At 45.7% G+C, this 19337-nt stretch carries 17 protein-coding genes and 1 pseudogene; 8 read left to right on the top strand and 10 right to left on the bottom strand.

Annotated elements, in window-relative coordinates; translation table 11 throughout:
• Positions 1–190: 190 nt before the first annotated feature.
• The 3 genes and pseudogenes from QZ938_RS27025 to QZ938_RS27035 form a co-directional block, all read right to left on the bottom strand.
• Entirely contained in the window at positions 191–520 is a 330-nt protein-coding gene (locus QZ938_RS27025) for a hypothetical protein (RefSeq protein WP_293339635.1), read from the bottom strand.
• A 358-nt stretch (positions 521–878) separates the two neighbouring features.
• Positions 879–1205 (bottom strand): transposase family protein, encoded by a 327-nt coding sequence (locus QZ938_RS27030; protein WP_293339629.1) that lies wholly within the window; start codon positions 1203–1205, stop codon positions 879–881.
• A 151-nt stretch (positions 1206–1356) separates the two neighbouring features.
• Positions 1357–1632, bottom strand: a pseudogene (locus QZ938_RS27035) (IS1 family transposase); the annotation flags it as partial.
• A 276-nt stretch (positions 1633–1908) separates the two neighbouring features.
• Between QZ938_RS27035 and ppk1 the strand changes: the two are divergent.
• The gene (gene ppk1, locus QZ938_RS27040; protein ID WP_293149376.1) at positions 1909–4092 is read left to right on the top strand and encodes a polyphosphate kinase 1; all 2184 of its coding nucleotides are present in this window, start codon (positions 1909–1911) and stop codon (positions 4090–4092) included.
• Positions 4093–4450: 358 nt separating this feature from the next.
• Here the strand turns inward: ppk1 and QZ938_RS27045 are convergent, their stop codons facing one another.
• Positions 4451–4621: a hypothetical protein gene (locus QZ938_RS27045; RefSeq protein WP_293149374.1), complete on the bottom strand. Its 171-nt coding sequence runs from the start codon at positions 4619–4621 to the stop codon at positions 4451–4453.
• A gap of 179 nt (positions 4622–4800) precedes the next feature.
• A complete protein-coding gene (locus QZ938_RS27050) occupies positions 4801–5061 on the bottom strand; it encodes a hypothetical protein (protein ID WP_293149372.1) in 261 nt (86 codons plus the stop codon).
• A 369-nt stretch (positions 5062–5430) separates the two neighbouring features.
• Here QZ938_RS27050 and QZ938_RS27055 point away from each other — a divergent pair, with 369 nt between their 5' ends.
• From QZ938_RS27055 to QZ938_RS27070, 4 genes are all read left to right on the top strand, one after another.
• Entirely contained in the window at positions 5431–5691 is a 261-nt protein-coding gene (locus QZ938_RS27055) for a hypothetical protein (protein ID WP_293354651.1), read from the top strand.
• Between the two features lie 102 nt (positions 5692–5793).
• Entirely contained in the window at positions 5794–6345 is a 552-nt protein-coding gene (locus QZ938_RS27060; RefSeq protein WP_293149370.1) for a DUF2854 domain-containing protein, read from the top strand.
• Positions 6346–6809: 464 nt separating this feature from the next.
• Complete coding sequence (locus QZ938_RS27065) at positions 6810–7880, top strand: FAD-dependent monooxygenase (RefSeq protein ID WP_293149368.1); 1071 nt, start codon at positions 6810–6812, stop codon at positions 7878–7880.
• Between the two features lie 308 nt (positions 7881–8188).
• Complete coding sequence (locus tag QZ938_RS27070) at positions 8189–8683, top strand: hypothetical protein (protein WP_293149366.1); 495 nt, start codon at positions 8189–8191, stop codon at positions 8681–8683.
• Positions 8684–8823: 140 nt separating this feature from the next.
• Here QZ938_RS27070 and QZ938_RS27075 read toward each other — a convergent pair whose 3' ends face one another.
• Complete coding sequence (locus QZ938_RS27075) at positions 8824–9171, bottom strand: DUF779 domain-containing protein (RefSeq protein ID WP_293149364.1); 348 nt, start codon at positions 9169–9171, stop codon at positions 8824–8826.
• A gap of 356 nt (positions 9172–9527) precedes the next feature.
• On the bottom strand, positions 9528–11108 hold the full coding sequence (locus QZ938_RS27080; protein ID WP_293354648.1) for an aldehyde dehydrogenase family protein: 1581 nt from the start codon (positions 11106–11108) through the stop codon (positions 9528–9530).
• Positions 11109–11346: 238 nt separating this feature from the next.
• On the opposite strand from QZ938_RS27080, the gene QZ938_RS27085 reads away from it, so the two are divergent.
• The gene (locus QZ938_RS27085; protein WP_293149361.1) at positions 11347–12042 is read left to right on the top strand and encodes an A/G-specific adenine glycosylase; all 696 of its coding nucleotides are present in this window, start codon (positions 11347–11349) and stop codon (positions 12040–12042) included.
• Positions 12043–12395: 353 nt separating this feature from the next.
• Here the strand turns inward: QZ938_RS27085 and QZ938_RS27090 are convergent, their stop codons facing one another.
• The gene (locus tag QZ938_RS27090) at positions 12396–13664 is read right to left on the bottom strand and encodes an ATP-binding protein (RefSeq protein ID WP_293149359.1); all 1269 of its coding nucleotides are present in this window, start codon (positions 13662–13664) and stop codon (positions 12396–12398) included.
• A gap of 557 nt (positions 13665–14221) precedes the next feature.
• Here QZ938_RS27090 and QZ938_RS27095 point away from each other — a divergent pair.
• Together QZ938_RS27095 and QZ938_RS27100 are read left to right on the top strand one after the other, a co-directional pair.
• Positions 14222–16906 carry an endonuclease MutS2 gene (locus QZ938_RS27095; RefSeq protein ID WP_363318907.1) on the top strand — a complete coding sequence of 895 codons (2685 nt, stop codon included), beginning with the start codon at positions 14222–14224 and terminating at the stop codon, positions 16904–16906.
• Positions 16907–17269: 363 nt separating this feature from the next.
• Positions 17270–18211, top strand: a complete 942-nt coding sequence (locus QZ938_RS27100) for a DNA methyltransferase (protein WP_293354642.1) — start codon at positions 17270–17272, stop codon at positions 18209–18211.
• Between the two features lie 467 nt (positions 18212–18678).
• Here the strand turns inward: QZ938_RS27100 and QZ938_RS27105 are convergent, their stop codons facing one another.
• Both QZ938_RS27105 and QZ938_RS27110 read right to left on the bottom strand, forming a co-directional pair.
• Positions 18679–19065, bottom strand: coding sequence for a hypothetical protein (locus tag QZ938_RS27105; RefSeq protein ID WP_293156628.1), 387 nt, complete (start codon positions 19063–19065; stop codon positions 18679–18681).
• A complete protein-coding gene (locus QZ938_RS27110) occupies positions 19055–19267 on the bottom strand; it encodes a helix-turn-helix transcriptional regulator (RefSeq protein WP_015176535.1) in 213 nt (70 codons plus the stop codon). The genes QZ938_RS27105 and QZ938_RS27110 overlap by 11 nt, the downstream gene beginning before the upstream one ends.
• Between the last annotated feature and the right edge of the window lie 70 nt (positions 19268–19337).

Genomic DNA, 19337 nt, shown 5'->3' on the forward strand with positions numbered 1-19337 from the left:
TTAATTTAGCTGAATTTAACAAGCTTCTGTGACGCTAACACTGCATAATTTCAGCCCAAAATAGTTTGGCTTCCCAGTTTTTATAACTGATAAAAAAATCCGACCCACATCTGCGGAATGTGGGCTACAACTAAAGCCAGCGAGACGTTGAGCTTGAGCCATGTTTTGAAAGCCACGATCGCGATACAAATTAAGAGCAAAGTTTCGTGCGATTGCCCAAGACTGAACGAGTCCAACGGTGCGAATGCGACAAGCATCTTCTACGCCGGGTGACATCACGGACATAATGGACTTTGTTTTCGACTCCCCAATAGCCTCGAATTCTTTGAGCAAGGCAAGCGGCTGTTTCAGTTAATGAGGTGACGTAGTAGCGAGTTTCGGTAGAGAATTCAATGATGTTCGCTCGATAGACATGGCGTTCGGATTCAACTCTAATTAAGGTTTTTAGTCCCGGAAAATCAGGAATTCCCGTCAAGTCTTGACTGATGCTGACGGTACGTTTTTCAATCCTACCATCCATGCCCTTTATTAATCTGGAATGACGTTTCTTGCGGTTGAAATGTGGCGGATACTGCGGTCAATAATCCAGATTGATTGCCTTTGAGTGCGCCCAGGTAATGATTGCTACTATCAATTATGGTCTGAGCAGTTTTTTTTGGGTGCTGATGGCATCCCCCGGCGAACACAACACCGCGGGGAGTGCCATCTGCTCAATAAAAGCAGGGATTGCCGTGATTTCATTCGTTTTTGAATCTACCTCATAGGGTTCGAGAATCAACCCACGTTCCACAATGTAGGCAGTTACCAGCATAATTGCTGGATGGGAATCGACCGTTGGGTCGTCAGTGGGACATTCATAGGACCCACGTAATACTTTCCTATCCAGTGCAATCGTTTCTCCTCTCAAAGGTTGAATCCCAAAAAACCTCGATAAACAACCAGAATAAGTCTGATACTCTAACCGCAGTAATGTCCGCCGAATCGTACTGTATGAGGGTAAGCGCCCCGCAGGCGGTTGAAATAAAGTTACTAATTGCTCGCTCCGGGGCTTTTAACCAATCTCCAATCGCTAGAAATCCACGATTTCCGGCAGCCACACCTAAGGTAAACAAGGCTAAACACAGTGCTTGATGATGGCGTTGCCCTGCTCTTCGACGGGTATCGGGTAGGTCTGCAAAGGCTTCGACTATGGCAATTTGAGACATAACAGATCCTGTGAATGACGGAGATAGTTTATTATCATATCAGCTACTCAACTAGAATGAAATAGCCCTGACTCAGATGTGCGTATTTAAATAATGAGATTAAAATGAGTAGTTATGCTTAGTTAAAAAGCGGGATGCTCCCGGGAGTATTTTCTGGAGTGTAACAATCTGGCAAGATTTCTCCAGCTTGTTTTACCCAATTAATAATTGTAGTATGATGTACATTGTTGACTCTTTCAATGGCTCGAAAACCCATGCCATTAACATACATTTTTAGACATTCGCGTTTCACTTCTTCCGAGTATCCTTTTTGAAACTGATAATCATTTATAAATTGTCTTTTACATCTAACGCAAATATAATTCTGCTTGCCTTTTTTGTGACCATTTTTATTGATATGGGTTGACTGACATTCCGGGCATTGCATAATATTTTTTTTAAATGTGTGTGATTTTTGACGCTCCGACGATCATTTTATCATACTCTAGTTCAGCAACGCCAAGATTCTATCATCAATCATAAAGCTCGATCGCCCTTCCAACCCGTTCCCGTCGGGTAAAGTCTCGTGTCGGCCCGATTTCAATCGCCCCCTACTCTGTCTAAACGCGATTTCAATCACCCGCTACTGCGCCGCTACCCCAATACTACTGCGATACTAATGGTAAAGATACGATCGAGCCTCCCCGCAAGACCCCCGCAAACCATGTCCAAGCCAAAAAAGACCCCAGCCAAAACCTACACCGAAATCAACCTCAGCGACCCTCAATACTACTTCAACCGAGAACAAAGCTGGTTAGAATTCAACAACCGCGTGCTCCACGAAGCCCTAGACCCCCGCACGCCCCTCCTCGAAAGACTTAAATTTCTCGCTATTTTTAGCTCAAACCTAGACGAATACTTCATGGTGCGCGTAGCAGCCCTCAGACAGCAAGTAGAAGCCAAAGTCAGCAAATTGACCTCCGACGGCAGCACGCCCCAACAACAGCTAGATGCCATCAACAAGCGGCTTTTGCCGATGGTGACTCAGCAACACGCCTATTTTGACCAAACTCTGCGACCCAAATTAGCAGCAAGCGGCATCCACATTCTTGACTACATTGACCTCAATCAAGAACAACGAAATTACTTGCACCGTTACTTCAAAGAACAAGTATTTCCCGTACTCACTCCCCTAGCAGTTGACCCCAGTCACCCATTCCCATTCCTCTCCAATCTCAGCCTCAATTTAGCAGTAGTTGTTAGAGATCCCGACACCCGCGAGGAATTGTTTGCACGGGTTAAAGTACCCCAGGTTTTGCCGAGATTTTTGCCCTTACCGGCAGATTTGCAGTGGCAGCAAAGGGGCAAAACTCCTGTGTGGACGGGGGTACCTTTAGAACAGGTAATCGCCCACAATTTAGAGGCTTTGTTTCCGGGGATGGATATTCAGGAATATCACCCGTTTCGGATTACTCGCAATTCCGATTTGACTGTCGAGGAAGATGAAGCAGATGATTTGCTGCTGGCGATTGAACAGGAACTCCGCAAGCGCCGGTTTACAGGTTCTGCGGTACGGATGGAAATTCCAGCGATTATGCCGCTTGCGCTGCGAGATATGCTGATGGATGAGTTGGAACTCGGCGAGCAGGATGTTTACGCCGTGGAGGGGCTGCTAGGCCTCAAGGATTTGATGTCTTTTGTGGGGCTGCCTGTGCCGGAACTCAAAGACCCGCCTTGGACTCCGGTGGTGCCGCCACGCTTGCGGAATTCGGAATCGCCAATGATTTTAGGCAAATCGATGTTGGATGTTGAGGATGGTGAGGATATTTTTACGGCCATCCGTCGAGGGGATATCATGCTACACCATCCCTATCACTCGTTTGCAGCGACTGTGCAGCGGTTTATTACTGAGGCGGCGAACGATCGCTCGGTGTTAGCGATTAAGATGACTTTATACCGCACTTCTGGTGATTCGCCGATCGTCAGCGCCTTAATTCAAGCAGCGGAAAACGGCAAGCAAGTAGCTGTTTTAGTAGAGCTCAAAGCCCGGTTTGATGAAGAAAATAACATTAATTGGGCGCGCAAGTTAGAACAAGCGGGAGTCCACGTCGTTTACGGTTTGGTGGGACTCAAAACCCACACCAAAGTTGTGATGGTAGTCCGCCGCGAGGACGGTTGCATTCGCCGCTACGTCCACATCGGCACGGGAAATTACAATCCCAAAACAGCAGGATTGTATACGGATGTCGGTTTGTTGAGTTGTCGCGAGGATTTGGGTGCGGATTTGACAGACTTGTTTAATTATTTAACCGGTTATTCGCGGCAGTTATCTTATCGTAAATTGTTGGTGGCGCCTGTCAATATGCGCGATCGTTTTTTAGCATTAATCCGCCGCGAGGCCGACGAATGCCGCTTGAATGCGGAAAGCGGCACTGGTAGCTGCGGCCGGATTGTCGCTAAAATGAATGCTTTAGTTGACCCTCAAATTATTGTTGCTTTGTACGAAGCTTCGCAAGCGGGAGTTAAAATTGATTTGATTATTCGCGGGATTTGCTGTTTGCGTCCGGGCGTTGAGGGTGTTAGCGACAATATCAGAGTTATCAGTATTATCGGCCGCTTTTTAGAGCATTCGCGGATGTTTTATTTTTTCAACCGTGGCAGCGAAGAGGTGTATATTGGTTCTGCTGACTGGATGCAGCGCAATCTTAGCAGGCGGGTTGAGGCGATCGTCCAAGTGGAAGATCCGACTATAGTAATGGAATTGCAAGAAATTTTAGGTGTGATGCTGGCGGACAACCGTCAAGCTTGGGATTTGCAGCCTGGGGGACACTATTCTCAGCGACGCCCGCCTGCTAATAACCCGGAAGTGAGCTCTCAACAGATTTTGATGGATATGGCGATGAATTAGTCTGTTGACTGTTGACTGTTGACTGTTGACTGTTGGCAGTTGACTGTTGACTGTTGACAAGTATGGTAGGATGCGCGCGCCGAGTTCAGAAACCGGGTTTCTTCCGAGATTTATCGTTACTCAACCCAAAACTCGTAGAAACCCGGTTTCTTACCTACCCGCACCGAGTTCAGAAACCGGGTTTCTTCCGAGATTTATCGTTACTCAACCAAAACTGGTAGAAACCCGGTTTTTTACCGTATTTAGTCAATAATTGACACGTCCGTTACTAATCACTACTAACAACTGTCAACTGTCAACTGTCAACTGTCAACTGTCAACTGTCAACTAACAACTGCCAACTGTCAACTAACAACTGTCAACTGTCAAAAGTGCGTTTGAATTCTTCTAACAAATCATCAATTTCCTCGATCGCCTGACTGACATCTATTCTCAGGGCTCCCAAGTCCGATCGATCTAACAGCCGCACGAGGGATTCCCGCTTGACTTCGATTTCTGCTACGCGCTCTTTGATTGTCTGTACATCCATTGTTTTTTGCCTTGGCTAGTATTAACAAAAATATTTGACTTTCCCCCCTGCGAACAGACGAGAATTCTTAATTCACCGACGTGCCTTTCGGCGCCAATCCTTTACTATTTTTATATAGAAGTGATGAGCGCGATCTGGTTTTTTTAGTCTGTGTTATAGTTTGATTGTACATCAAAACTTCAGCGCAGAAAAGGCGGACGTTTGCTATCTGCGGCTTTGTTTTTCATCATTTCAGCTAAAAATCGCTTCAGGGCCTTTTCGCGGTTTTTCATGAAAGCAGCCCAAAATCCAGGTTGATATTCATCCATTGTCTTGGCTAGAGCCCAGACATCGATCGCTAAAATATTATAAAGCCTTTCATCTTCGCGTTTGAGCGAGTTAATCTGGTCGAGAACAGACTTATTGGCGACCGCAGTCTGTTTGTCTTCGTCTTTAATCATAAAAAAAACTCGGTAAGTGGGAAACGAGAGTGGCTTTAGCCTTGAGAGAAAAACGACACGGCGGTTGCAACCGCCTTGAATCTGTCCATTACCACCGGGCGAGTTGTAAGGGTTTAGTTAGTCCTCTTGTACTGTACTTTCGAGCTTGACAATTACCATCTCAAAATCTTACAACTCGCAATCGCATCATGTTCGTTCCGGCAGGAGCCTCCCTTAGGGGGGTAATGTTCGCTTCAACCTGGTTATCAAGGCTTTTTAGACCTGCAACACTGTTTAATTGCAGATGACAGAGCCCAAAACTAGCGTCGCATTCGCCCGTCTCCTGACCTAAATAACGTCTCCTTTTACAAGGTGTCCGATGGGAACAGCTTGCAATTTCTTACAAGCGAGCGTGGCTTGAGCCTCGGAGTTCCTGGCGTCCTAAAATTAGTTGAAAGGGCAAGAGCGTCGATCGCGATCGCCGCTCTCTATACTTTGATGATACTGCCGATCTCGATTACCTTCTGGAACCAACCGCGCCCAATTAACCGGATTTTATCGGTGGCGTCGCGACGAGTCCAAGCGGGATATTTTTTTGAAGCTACAGACAAGATTGTGGATGCACAGAAAACCCGCTCCCATAGATGCTAGCAGTTTTGAACGGTATTTTGGCAAAAAAACTAAATTTATCCAGACTTCTTGCCCGATAATAATTAAAGTATATTGTTGATTCCAGCTACTTACCTCACTAATATGTTACGTAAAATTTCTTTAGCAAGCCTAGCCTTAGTGGTGGGCGGTATTTTAGCAGTAGTCGGGTTCTATGCCTACTTCACCGACCAAGCTACCCTCAACCTAGCCGGTTTTTTTTATGGAATTCCCCTGTTGCTGGGAGGTTTGGCCCTGAAAGCAGCCGAACTCGAACCAGTGGAGTTTACCGAACCGACTTCTCCTGAAGTTCTCCTGTTGAGAGAAAGTCAGGCTACGGATACTCAAAACCAAGTCCGCAAAGATATCACCCGATTTCGTTACGGCCAACCCGCCCACTTAGATGACGCTCTGGAACGCTTGGGAATGGCCCCGACAGACGAGGAACGCCCCCTCCTCCAAAGCTTGCGGGAAGTTGATATTGACGGTGCTTATGCGTTAATTCTAGAGTTTTATTCGCCGCTGCTGTCGATCGAACTTTGGGAAGAAAAGCAAGAAAAAATAGGTAAATTTTTTGGCCCAGGTTTGGACGCAAAAGTTACTCAAAAGCCTGATGACAAAATTGAATTGGCTTTAATTACCACTCCTAAAGCTTAAACCAGCCTTAAGTTGTGAGTGCGATAATTTTCAACTCACCCATTATATTATGTCCGGTCGATTGACAGCAATCTGTAACGGTTCGATCGTTCGGACTTTAGTCCTTCTTTCCCTAGGACTAAAGTCCTCACTACAAAACAATATGGTCGTTATATCTGACACGATCTTAATTATTAATCCTGGCAACGGTTCGATCGTTCGGACTTTAGTCCTTCTTTCCCTAGGACTAAAGTCCGAACGATCGAACCAATATGGTCGTTAGAGCTGACACAATCTTAATTATGAATCCTGGCTCACTTCTAATACTGATTTTAGTGGCTGCTTGAAACCTGTGGCGATCGCCAAAAGCTCGTTAGCGAAGACCTCGAAGAGGATCGCCGATCCAGACCTAGCCCAAATCTTATTTTATGTAATTATAATATTACTTGAGGGCGATCGCAATCTTTAAATCAGGAGAAGCACAAATGGTTCCGTCCCAAACCAGGATAGGTATTATCGGCGCAGGAACATCAGGAGCTTATCTGGCAATTTTGCTGATTCAACAAGGGTTTAAAGTTGACTTGTTTGAAAAAGCATCCTATCCGCGTACCGATGGCTGTGGTATTCTGATCGTGCAAGCAGGCATGGAAGCACTGCATCAAGGCAACGCTCAAATTACCCAAAAAATTATCAACTCGGGCGATCGAGTTAAATTATTCGAGTTTCGCAACCTGCGCGGCGGTGTCATCAATTCCGAGCACGTCACCTACGAAGAAAGCGAAGTCCCAGCAATGCTGGTACACCGCAAAGCTATATTAGAAGCAATCCTTGACGACTTACCCCCCGAGTGCATTCATTTTAATGCAGAATTGGCATCGATCGCCCAAACCGACCACAGTGCGATCGCCCACTTTAAAGATGGCACAAAATGGGAAGGCGATCTATTAATTGGTGCCGATGGCATTGTCTCAAAAGTCCGTCAATTTATAGTTCCTAACGTAGAACTATTTTATTTAGGCGATGTCGTCTGGCGGGGAATAGTCGAAGATAACAGCTTCTGTCCCGAAGGAAACTTTTTTGTTTATGTACGGGGTAGGGGAATTTATGCCAACTTCTTTCACATCGGTGGAGGTCGCACTCATTGGGGTTTCTTTATTGAAAAAGAGCGCACTGAATCTGAAATCGGGAAACTGCAACCTACCAATATTACCATTCCTCCCGAAGAACTAGCAAAACTCCCAGAAGATGCCCGAAAAATTATAGAATCAACGCCTTTAGAAAATATTGTCTGTCGTTTTTCTTATGACATTGACCCCCTGCCGAAAATCTACGATGGTCGTGTTATCTTAATTGGAGATGCAGCCCACGCCAAAAGTTCCACACGCGCCAGAGGAATGACTTCCGGTTGGGAAGATGGTTTGTATTTAGCAAAACATCTCGCAAATAGTGCGAATATTCCCGAAGCCCTGGAAAACTTCCAAACTGAAAGACTCCCAATTGTCCACGAATATCAACGCAGCAGCCGAGAAATTAGTCAGAAAGTTGGCCGTCGTTAAGAAAGAGAGAGGGGGAGAGGGGGAGAGAGGGAGATGGGGAGAGGGAGAGATGGAATTGAAATCTACAATTTAATTAAATGCTGTACAGCTCAACAAACTCTAGGTGGTTTAATGATGAAATCAACTAGATTTCTGCGTCATATCATGTCCGGTCGATTGACCGCAATAAAATGGGTTCGTAGTGCGGACTTCAGTCCGCAAAAAGCTGCGGACTTTAGTCCGCACTACGAACTTTTATTATTGTAATTCACCCGAGATGATATCAGTTTTAAGTAAATCAGGTGTCGCAAAAAACTGGAGATCGAGTAATGAGTAACAATCCTGTAATTCGTGACAATTTAGTTACCCCTGTGAGTTTTCCCGATTTGGAGAAAGTACCGGAAATTTTTACCCGTCATATTGGCACTTGGCAAGGTGAGTTTATTAAGACCGATACTCGCGGACATTTCGATCGCAGTTTCTTCGCTAATTTTACCATCTGGATTCAAGGCAATCAGTACCATCAAGTTAACAATTATGAATACTCAGACGGTTCTCGCCTCCAGCTTAAGTTTCAAGGAGAGTTTGAAGAACGGATTCTGAAACTGTCTTCCGGTAGTTATTCTGATTTTTCGGCGATCGCCTGGGATGCGGGCCAGGATACCATGTGCTATCGGTCAAATAAAACTCAAGATAATACCCTGATTACCTTTGTGGAAATAATTACTTTAGTAGACGAAAATTATCGAGTTCGCAGCACTCAAGTTTTTAAGAATGGTTTTTTTGATGGGCTTTCCTTTATTGAGGAAACGCGCTTGCCCTAAACAAAGTACATCTAGCAAAAAACGCCGAGATTGTCAACATCAATAAGATATCTCTCTGTTCTCTTTCTCTGCGTTCTCTGGCGCTGGTGCGGTTCATTTAAAATAAAATTTCTTTAGTCCAAACAAGAGGCTAAACAGAGTTACCCAACATTGACAAACAAGCGAGAACGAGTAATAAAACGCTCTCCCTCGGGCCCTTCCAGGGAAAAATCGCTGCCTCCGGGCCCCTGTACTACGTCTAGGATTAACTGCGTGTGCTGCCAATGTTCGTATTGCTGTGCTGCAATATAAAAGGGACAACCGTCTAGTTTTCCCAGCAATACATCGCCATCGCCGACGATTAATTCCCCGTTGGGATAGCACATGGGAGAACTACCATCGCAGCAGCCGCCCGATTGGTGAAACATCAATTCTCCGTGCTGGGTTTTGAGGTATTCTATTAGTTTTAAGGCGGCTTCTGTGGCTGTGACTTTGGGGATTGTTTCCATGGGAGAAGTTATTGTATGGTAATTAAGTACGTAGTTGCGCTTTAGCGCTCTTGTTTGTATATCTAAGAGCGCTGAAGCGCAACTACGTACCTTTTTAGAAGAAGTTCTTGGTTTGGTTTTTTCGATCGAGCACTCTTTTTTTTGGATGATCTAAGAGCGCTGAAGCGCAACTACGTACCTTTTTAGAAGAAGTTCTTGGTTTGGTTGTTGCGATTGAGCACTCTTTTTTTTAGATAATCTAAGAGCGCTGAAGCGCAACTACGTACCTTTTTAGAAGAAGTTATTGGTTTGGTTTTTTCGATTTGGCGCTCTTGTTTAGATAATCTAAGAGCGCTGAAGCGCAACTACGTACCTTTTTAGAAGAAGCCTAATGCTTTCGGGCTGTAGCTGACTAATAAGTTCTTGGTTTGTTGGTAGTGATCCAACATCATTTTGTGGTTTTCGCGGCCGATACCGGATGATTTGTAGCCGCCGAAGGCTGCGTGGGCGGGATACAAATGATAGCAGTTTGTCCACACGCGGCCTGCTTGAATGGTGCGGCCCATGCGGTAGGCGGTGTTGATGTCGCGCGTCCAAAGTCCGGCGCCTAAACCGTAGAGGGTATCGTTGGCAATTTCTAAGGCTTCGGCTTCGTCTTTGAAGGTGGTGACTGCTAATACTGGGCCGAAGATTTCTTCTTGGAAAATTCGCATTTTGTTGTTTCCTTTGAAGACTGTCGGCTGGAAATAATAACCGTCTTTTAAGTCGCCGGATAAGATTTTTCTTTCGCCGCCAATCAGGCATTCTGCGCCTTCTTCACGCCCGATTTTGACGTATTCGGCGATTTTTTCCATCTGGTTGACGGAGACTTGGGCGCCGAGGGCGGTTGTTGGATCTAGGGGGTTGTCTTGTTTGATTTGGCGGATGCGATCGATCGCCTTTTCCATGAATCGATCGTAAATTGACTCCTGAATTAACGCCCGCGAGGGACAAGTGCAAACTTCGCCTTGGTTGAAAGCAAACATCACAAAGCCTTCCACTGCTTTGTCGAGAAAATCGTCATCTTGGGCGCAGACATCCTCAAAGAAAATGTTGGGCGATTTTCCGCCTAATTCTAGGGTGACGGGGATGACGTTTTGGGAGGCGTACTGCATAATTAGCCGGCCCGTGGTTGTTTCACCGGTGAAGGCTACTTTGGCAATTCGGGGGCTGGTGGCGAGGGTTTTGCCGATTTCGGCACCGGGGCCGTTGACGACGTTGATGACGCCATCCGGTACTAAGTCGGCGATGATTTCCATCAATACTAGGATGGATGCGGGGGTTGGCCCTGCTGGTTTGAGGACAACGCAGTTGCCGGCGGCGAGGGCTGGGGCGAGTTTCCACGCAGCCATGAGGATTGGGAAGTTCCAGGGGATGATTTGTCCGATGACGCCTAGGGGTTCGTGGAAGTGGTAGGCGACGGTGTTTTCGTCGAGTTCGCCGATCGACCCTTCTTGGGCCCGAATGCAGCTTGCGAAGTAGCGGAAATGGTCGATCGCCAGCGGGATGTCTGCTAGTCTGGTTTCGCGAATTGGTTTGCCGTTGTCCCAGGTTTCGGCGATGGCGAGGCGATCGAGGTTTTCTTCGATCCGATCGGCAATCTTGTGCAAAACCCGCGCCCTGTCTGCGGGAGAAGTCTTACCCCACTTGTCTTTCGCGGCGTGGGCGGCATCTAGTGCCAATTCTACATCCTCCGCGCTCGATCGGGGAATTTGACAAATTGATTTTCCGGTAATTGGAGAAAGGTTTTCCGAGTATTTCCCCTTCACCGGTGCTACCCACTTGCCGCCAATAAAGTTGTCGTAACGAGCTTGAAAAATTGACTGACTGCCGGATTGAACAGGTGCTGCTACTACCATTTTATTACCTGATTTAAATTTGTTTTTGCGGGCGATTGAAGTCTCTTGAATACCCAGCATGATCTATTTTTAGGCAGTTGTGCTGTTTGCTATACAAAATTTTACATTTTGACATTGTTTGAAATTAATATTGTTTCTAGGTTTCTGGGTATGACTGGTGGTTGATAATATTTTTTTTATTAACCGCAGAGAGCGCAGAGTACGCAGAGAAAGAGAAAGAAAAAGAGTTTTTTACAAATCCTTTAAATCTGCTATTATATAAATATAAACTTGGCAATTTATCCAAATTACAAATCAAATGCCTGCATTAAATGCCGCTGTTTTTGATTCTGATGTCGGATCTGGGTCAAAGCATTTGAACGCTGCGAAAGTCCGGTGGTTCCGCCGCCGGCTGAAAGCTTGGGCCCAGGAGAATTTCCGCGATTTTCCTTGGCGCCGCACCTGCGACCCCTACGCGATTTTAGTAGCTGAGTTGCTGTTGCAAAAAACTACTGCTGCTACCGTTGCTCCGGTTTATCAAGAATTTGTCCGTCGATATCCAACTGTGGAGGATCTGGCGATCGCGCCTGTGGAAGAAGTTGCTAGTTTGTTGCAGCCTTTGGGTCTGTTTTTTCGGGCGCAAAAGCTGCGGGAGTCGGTGCTGGTGATCCTGGAAAATTATCAGGGAAATGTACCGCGTACTGAAGCTCAGTTGCTGGAACTTCCCGGAGTTGGGAAGTACATTGCGCGATCGGTTTGCGCTAATGCTTTCGGACAGCCAAAAGCCGTGCTCGATACGAATGTTGCTCGGATTTTGGAGCGTTTTTTTGGGCTTGATGGCGGCAAGGTAAAATCGCGCTCGCCCGAACTTTGGGAAGCCGCAGAAAGAGTCGCTCCCAAACGGGAAGTCGGGCCTTGGAATCTAGGATTGCTGGACTTTGGGGCGGCGGTTTGCACTGCCAAAAACCCCCGCTGCGACGAGTGTCCGCTGCAACAGCAGTGCGATTACAAATAAGGTACGTTGTTGCGCTTGGGCGCTCTTTATAAGATTAGGAAAAAGCGCTGAAATAACCTAATTTCTCAACTCAATTAACAAATAAGGTACAAGGTACGTTGTTGCGCTTCAGCGCTCTTTGCTTATCTAAAAAAAACAGCGCTGAAATCAGCTAATTGCTCAACTCAATTAACAAATAAGGTACGTTCTTGCGCTTTAGCGCTCTTTCATATATATCTCAAAGAGGGCTGAAGCCCAACAACGTACCTTAAGATTAACTGTGTCGCAGCGGAATTTCTAAAGGTATGTAGTTCGCTTCAGCGCTCTTTATAAAATTAGGAAAGAGGGCTGAAGCCCAACAACGTACCTTAAGATTAACTGTGCCTGAGCGGGATTTCTATCCGAAACTTAGTACCTTTCCCCGGCTCAGAAAAACACTTTAACTCTCCTTTGTGCTGCTCTACAATTATCCGATAGCTGATAGCCAGTCCGAAAAGGCTGCTACTTTCCGCAGCCGTCTCCCTCAAAAATTGATCGGAAAATTGGGCTGCGATATCTTCGCTAGTTGCCAGATCGTTATCAGCAATCTCAATCGCAATCCGCTGACCGTCGATTACATGAGTGCTAATCAAAATCACAGGCTTAAATTTAACTGATTCCGACTCTTCCAACTCTTGACTCGACTTTTCCAAAGCATCGATCGCGCGATCGATCACATTCAGAAAAGCTTGATTGAGCTGACCCGCGTAACACTCAACTTGCGGCAAATTTCCGTATTCCTTCATCACCTTGATATCCCGCCTTCCCTCCCGTGCCGGTAAGCGGTGCTGCAACAACAACAGAGTGTTTTCTAAACCGTCGGAAATATCGAATAACTGCCAGCCAGAGCGATCGCTGCGGGAAAAATCCTGTACCGATAAGATTATTTGGCGGATGCGATCGCTCCCGGTACGCATGGAACTCACAATTTTCAACAAGTCGTCGAGCAGGAATTCCACATCCATATCTTGCTGTTTTTGCATAATTTCCGCGTCAGGATTGACGAGCTGTTTTTGATACAATCGCAGTAGTTCAATTAAATCGGTAGCGTAACTTTGGACGTGGGTGAGATTGCTGTAAATAAAAGTAATTGGATTGTTAATTTCGTGGGCAATACCAGACACTAATTCCCCCAAGTTGGACATCTTTTCACTTTCCAGCGATCGATCGCGCGACAGTTGCAATTCTTGCTGAGTTCGTGCCAACTCTAGCCTCAACTCGCGCTCGCGCAATCCCGCCCGCAGCCTCCCCAAAAATTCTTGCTTCACTATCGGTTTCAACACAAAATCGTCAACCCGCGCGTCCAATTCTTGAACTTCTGCAAATTGCTCGGGTGTTATCAGCAGCAAAAAATAGCCTGTACTCAATTCTCGTGAAGCGAAGCTATCCCGTAGGGAATCGGCTTTCACCAGCCGACACACCTCCAACCAGTGAATTTGAGGCAAAGTCCCATCGCAAACGATCGCATCCGGGGAGAATTCCCTCGCCATATCAAAACCATCTTTGCCGTCGGAAGCGACTTTTAGCTGATGTCCCTCCTTTTCCAGTAACTCTTGGACGACTTCCCAAGTCACACTATCTGCGATCGTCAGAATTTTTGCCATAACACCAGCTCCACAACTTTCTCTTTAGGATACAACCGCCACAATTACCCGGACATATTTAAAACAAAATAGTTTAATCCCAGCAAAAAACAGTAGATGCTAGCTCCCTCAACAGCAAAAATGCTCATACCATTTGAGATTTTAGATTGGAGATTTGAGATTTGGCAGGACTTACTGGATAATGATTTGGATTGCGGGCCTACAGTTGCATCGTTTTGCCAAACAGGTATCAGTAGAATGTATAATTTGAGACGGCGAACCCAAAAATACAAATTCTCGCCTTGCTAATTTGTCACCCGCCCGCAAACAGATACCAGCCCCCGACAGGAGTCGTGGAGATCCCACAAATTTAGACCCCGTTAAAGTTCGCAGATTCACCTGTGCAATAAATCTCAAATCTCAAATCCAAAAATGGAAAATATACTGACGGTTATCCCAGATACTTTCTCAAGTTGCGCCCGGAAACCATAAAAAACTTTAAAATTAATTAATAGTATCGTCAAATCAACCTTCTCGGTCAGCGCCTGGGAATGCCAATCACCAACACCACCTCAACTTTGATTCAATCCGAAACACTAGAACTATTAGAATGGCCGCGCCTGTGTCAGCACTTGGCTACCTTCGCTGCTACTAAACTCGGCGTCGCGGCCGCCCTCGACCTCCAAATCCCAGCAACTCAAGCTCAAACAGCCGAACTCAAGGCCCAAACTCAGGAAGCTTACCAGTTAGAAAGCCGCCCTGGCGGTGCTTTGAGTTTTGAAGGAATCCAAGACATCGGCTCTGCCCTGCAACGAGCCGAACTTCAAGGTTTGCTCGGGGGCGAAGAATTGCTCGCAATTGCTACAACCCTGGCCGGAGCAAGGCAATTGCGCCGGATTGTTGACTCTGCGCCCGATGTGCCGACGCTCAAAGAACTGGCATCGCAACTGCGGACTTATCCCGAAATCGAGCAAGAAATCCATCGCTGTATAGACGATCGCGCTCAAGTAGCCGATCGCGCCACTCCTAAATTAGCAGGAATTCGAGTGCAAATGCGACAGTTGCGCGATCGCATTTATCAAATATTGCAAGGAATTTTACAGAGGCAATCCAACGCCGTTCAAGAACAGGTAATTACTCAAAGAAGCTCGCGCTTTGTGATTCCGGTAAAAGCTCCCCAAAAAGATGCGATACCGGGCATCGTTCACGACTCCTCCGCCAGCGGCGCGACACTGTACGTAGAACCCCACAACACAGTCAATCTCAACAACCAAATGCGGCAGTTGCTCAGGCAAGAACAAGCCGAAGAAGAAGCAGTCCTCCGCGCCCTCACCGAGCAAGTCGCAGCAGTCAAACCAGATTTAGACAGATTGGTGGTGGTAGTAACAACTTTAGATTTAGCTGCGGCTAAAGCACGCTACGGTTATTGGCTCCAAGCAAACCCGCCGAAATTTATCGAATTGGGAGAGCCAGAATTAGCACTAAAAAATACAGAAAAATTAGATGATGAAAATTCGGGTGATGAAAATATAGATGACGAACAACCAGAAAAAAGCCAAGTATTAATTCGGAATCTGCGATCGCCAATTACCCTCCGTCAATTGCGCCATCCCCTATTAGTTTGGCAGCAACAACACGAACAAGGCTTTGCAGTCGTACCCGTCGATTTAACCATCAGCCCCCAGATCCGCGTCGTCGCCATCACCGGCCCGAACACCGGCGGCAAAACTGTCACCCTCAAAACCTTGGGATTGGCAGCTTTAATGGCCAAAGCCGGAATGTTTGTCGCCGCCCGCGAACCCGTAGAATTGCCTTGGTTCGACAATATTCTTGCCGATATTGGTGACGAACAATCTTTGCAGCAAAGTTTGTCTACTTTCAGCGGTCACATCCGTCGCATCAGCCGTATTTTAGAAGTATTGAAAACAGGAGAAAAAGAAGGAGAAAGGCAAGCAGAAAGAGCAGAAGAAGGGGAAGAAAACTCCGAATCCCCAATTCCCAATGCCCAATTCCCCATGCCCGATGCCCAATTCCCAATTCCCCATGCCCAATTCCCCATGCCCGATGCCCAATTCCCAATTCCCAAATCTTTAGTTTTGTTAGACGAAGTAGGAGCGGGGACAGACCCATCTGAAGGTAGCGCATTGGCGATCGCCCTATTGCAATATCTCGCCCAACATTCGCTGCTGACAGTCGCAACTACCCACTTTGGCGAACTCAAAGCCCTCAAATATCAAGACGCCCGCTTTGAAAATGCCTCAGTAGAATTTGACGACAATTCCATGCAGCCAACCTATCGCTTGCTGTGGGGAATTCCCGGACGTTCCAACGCCCTAACTATTGCTAAAAGACTCGGTTTGCTAGCATCCATAGTCGATGAAGCTCAAACCTATGTCGGCGGAGCATCTCAAGATGTCAATCAAGTGATTGCAGGACTAGAAGCCCAGCGCCGGAAACAGGAAACCAAAGCCAGAGAAGCAACTCAACTCCTGCACCAAACCGAAAAACTGCACAGGGAAGTTTCTCAAAAAGCAGCGGCTTTGCAAGAGCGGGAGCGAGAACTAAAAATAGCTCAGGAAGTGGCAGTAAATGAGGCAATAGGATCGGCAAAATCAGAAATTGCTCAAATTATTCGTCGCTTGCAGGCGGGCGACCAAACGGCTCAAAATGCCCAAATGGCAACAGAAACCTTAAATCAAATTTCCCAAAAACACCTGCCCTCTCGGAAGCAACCGGCGAAACCAAAACCGGGTTTTATGCCAAAAACGGGCGATCGCATCCGCATTCCCAGCCTGGGCCAAACCGCCGAAGTCCTCAGCGGCCCCGATGCTAACGAAGAGTTGAGCGTGCGGTTTGGGATTATGAAAATGACGGTCAAACTGGCAGAAATTGAATCCCTCGACGGTCAAAAACCGGAAACCAAAGCTCAATTAGCCAAGGCGGCAGCTCAAGCAGCCGCTACCGCCAAAGCTAAACAAGCAGCGTCGGAACCAGCAAAACCCAATCCCGAAATTGCCATTCGGACTGCTAATAATTCGATCGACCTCCGGGGCGCCAGAGTCTCCGATGCCGAAATCGAAATCGACAGAGCTCTCTCCAAAGCAGTCGAATACGGCGCGCTGTGGATAATTCACGGCAAAGGTACGGGACAGTTGCGGCGCGGAGTTCACGAATTCCTCGCTACTCACCCGCAGGTTTCCCGCTTCGAGCTCGCCAGTCAAAAAGAAGGAGGTGGAGGCGTGACGTTGGTTTATTTGAAATAGTCAGGATTTAGGTATAGCGGTTATCAGAAAGATGAGGTATGTTGTTGGGCTTCAGCCCTCTTAGTTTAGGCGGTTATACAAGCTCTCAGTAATACCTCATCTTTTTGAGAAAGGCTATATTTCCGGTTGACTCATAATTATATGTTTGTATGCAGCAAAACAAGCTGCAATGAACCTATGATTTGGACTGCCTATAGGGAGTGTAAATGAGTTGTGGAAAAACAGTTTTAAACGAACCGCGAAGACGCAAAGAACGCGAAGTTCGGAAAGAGAAGAGAGTTTCACGACTCATTTAGATTCACTATATACTGCAAATGTGGCATAATTGAAGATTGATTTCCCACTTGAGTAACTGCCCGACTCATGAAAAAAGCTCCCTCAAATGAAGTTTTGGTTGGTGACTGTCGCGAAGTGATGAAAGCATTGCCAGAAAATTATATTTCTGCGTGTATCACTGACCCACCTTATAATTATGAATTTATTGGTCATAAATGGGATGACTCAGAAATTCAAAGGCGTATTGAAAAAGTCAATGGCAAGGGAAATAAAACTCTTGTTAAAAACATTCCCTATGGCAGTGGTTTAGCAGGTGGAGTCAGAAACGAAAAATGGTATCAAAGGAATCGTAACAACACTCTGGATTATGAGAAGTGGTGTTTTGAGTGGGGCGAGCAGCTTTTTCGGATTTGCAAACCGGGTGCGACAGTTTTAGTTTTCAACAGCACGCGAACTGTTGCTCACGTACAAGTAGCACTTGAAAATGCTGGATTCTATGCGAGAGATATGCTTGTTTATAAAAGATCCAGTGGTATCCCTAAAGGTGTCAATATCAAACAACAGTTCGAGAAGAAAGGATATGAAAATCCTGAAAAATGGGATGGTTGGCACAGTTGTCTGAGGAACGAATGGGAAGCAATCTGCGTTCTTCAAAAACCACTGGTCAATAATTACTTAGAAACTCTACAAGAGTATGGTACTGGTCTATTTTATACTAAAGATCGGTTCGGTGGTTTTCAGTCTAATATTTTAGAAGGTATACAGCGCGAGAAAACCGAGGAGTTTAACGTCCATTGCACAGTAAAACCGATCGCTCTCATGAGAAAGCTAGTTGAAATATTTGTACCGCGTTTGGAAAATTCTATTCTAATCGATCCTTTCGCAGGATCGGGAACTACATTACTGGCTGCACAAGAATTTGGGATTAAATATGTTGGTATTGAAATAGTACCTGACTACATAGAGATTATCAACAAGCGCCTTGATAGTTTCAGCGGTATACAGGGAATTCTCCCACTTTTTCAGTAAGAAATGACTTTAAATCAAAGCCGCTTATTGTTTGTATAAACTCAAAGGAAGCATCGCCAGTGTAAATTCTCCAAGTCCCTACTTGGCAGCCTGTAATAGCAGCGGGCAAATTATCTTGTCTAAGTATTAAAAATACTGGCTCGTAATTAGAAGTCAATACGGTTTACTTAATGCTTTTGATTAATTTCATCTGACGATTTTTGGATGATAAAGAGGTGAAGTAGATATTAAGAAGATTTTACCGCAGAGAACACAGAGAACACAGAGAGGGGAGGGATAAAAGGTTTTTTACGACATCCAAAACCCTCGCAATACTCTTCCCTCTGCGCCCTCTGCGCCCTCTGTGGTTCAAAACTCTTCTCTTAATGAAGTGGATTATATTTCAATACGGTTTACTTAATGCTTTTGATGAATTTCATCTGACGATTTTCTGGCAATACAGCCATTTTGGGCAAGTCAGATTTTTCTTAAGTCAACTGTATTGAATTATAAGTACGAAGTAGTGGGCCATAGGATTTGAACTTTTTCAGTGTTCCAGAATCTCCTGAGCCAATACGATATTTTGTATCTATCGCGTACCCATCAACAATCAGATCGCACGGCTCATCGCTTCCCACTTTAAATGCTGGCTGAAAACTACTGCAATATGCTTTGCACGTTTCAGTAACTAACAATTGCCAACACATACCTAGCTCACGTCCCCAATATTGCCTATTTTCTTTTTTTATTATGGGAGAGATACCAAACACATCCATTAAAAGATCGTGTTCTTCATTCTCTTCTGCGTAAACTTTCTCGGTAAATGAATTTTGGTATCTTGCTAAAATTTGCTCTAGTTTTCTTTCAGTCATCATCAGTTACCAGTTCAGCTAAACTAACGGATAATGCCTTGGCTATTTTGCTGGCATTAAGCAGCGTTATATTCCTTTCACCTCGTTCAACTGAGCCAATATAAGTACGATGTAATTCAGATAGTTCTGCAAGCCGATCTTGGGAAAGATTTCTGAGCTTTCTGAAATGTCTAACTTTTTTACCAAATTGCTCCGTAATATCCATAGATTGCGCCAGATTAAGCAACGACAACTATAATCTGACAGACTATAAGTAGCGACAGACTATAAGTAGC

This window comes from Microcoleus sp. CAWBG27 (assembly GCF_020883145.1).
GTDB lineage: Bacteria > Cyanobacteriota > Cyanobacteriia > Cyanobacteriales > Microcoleaceae > Microcoleus.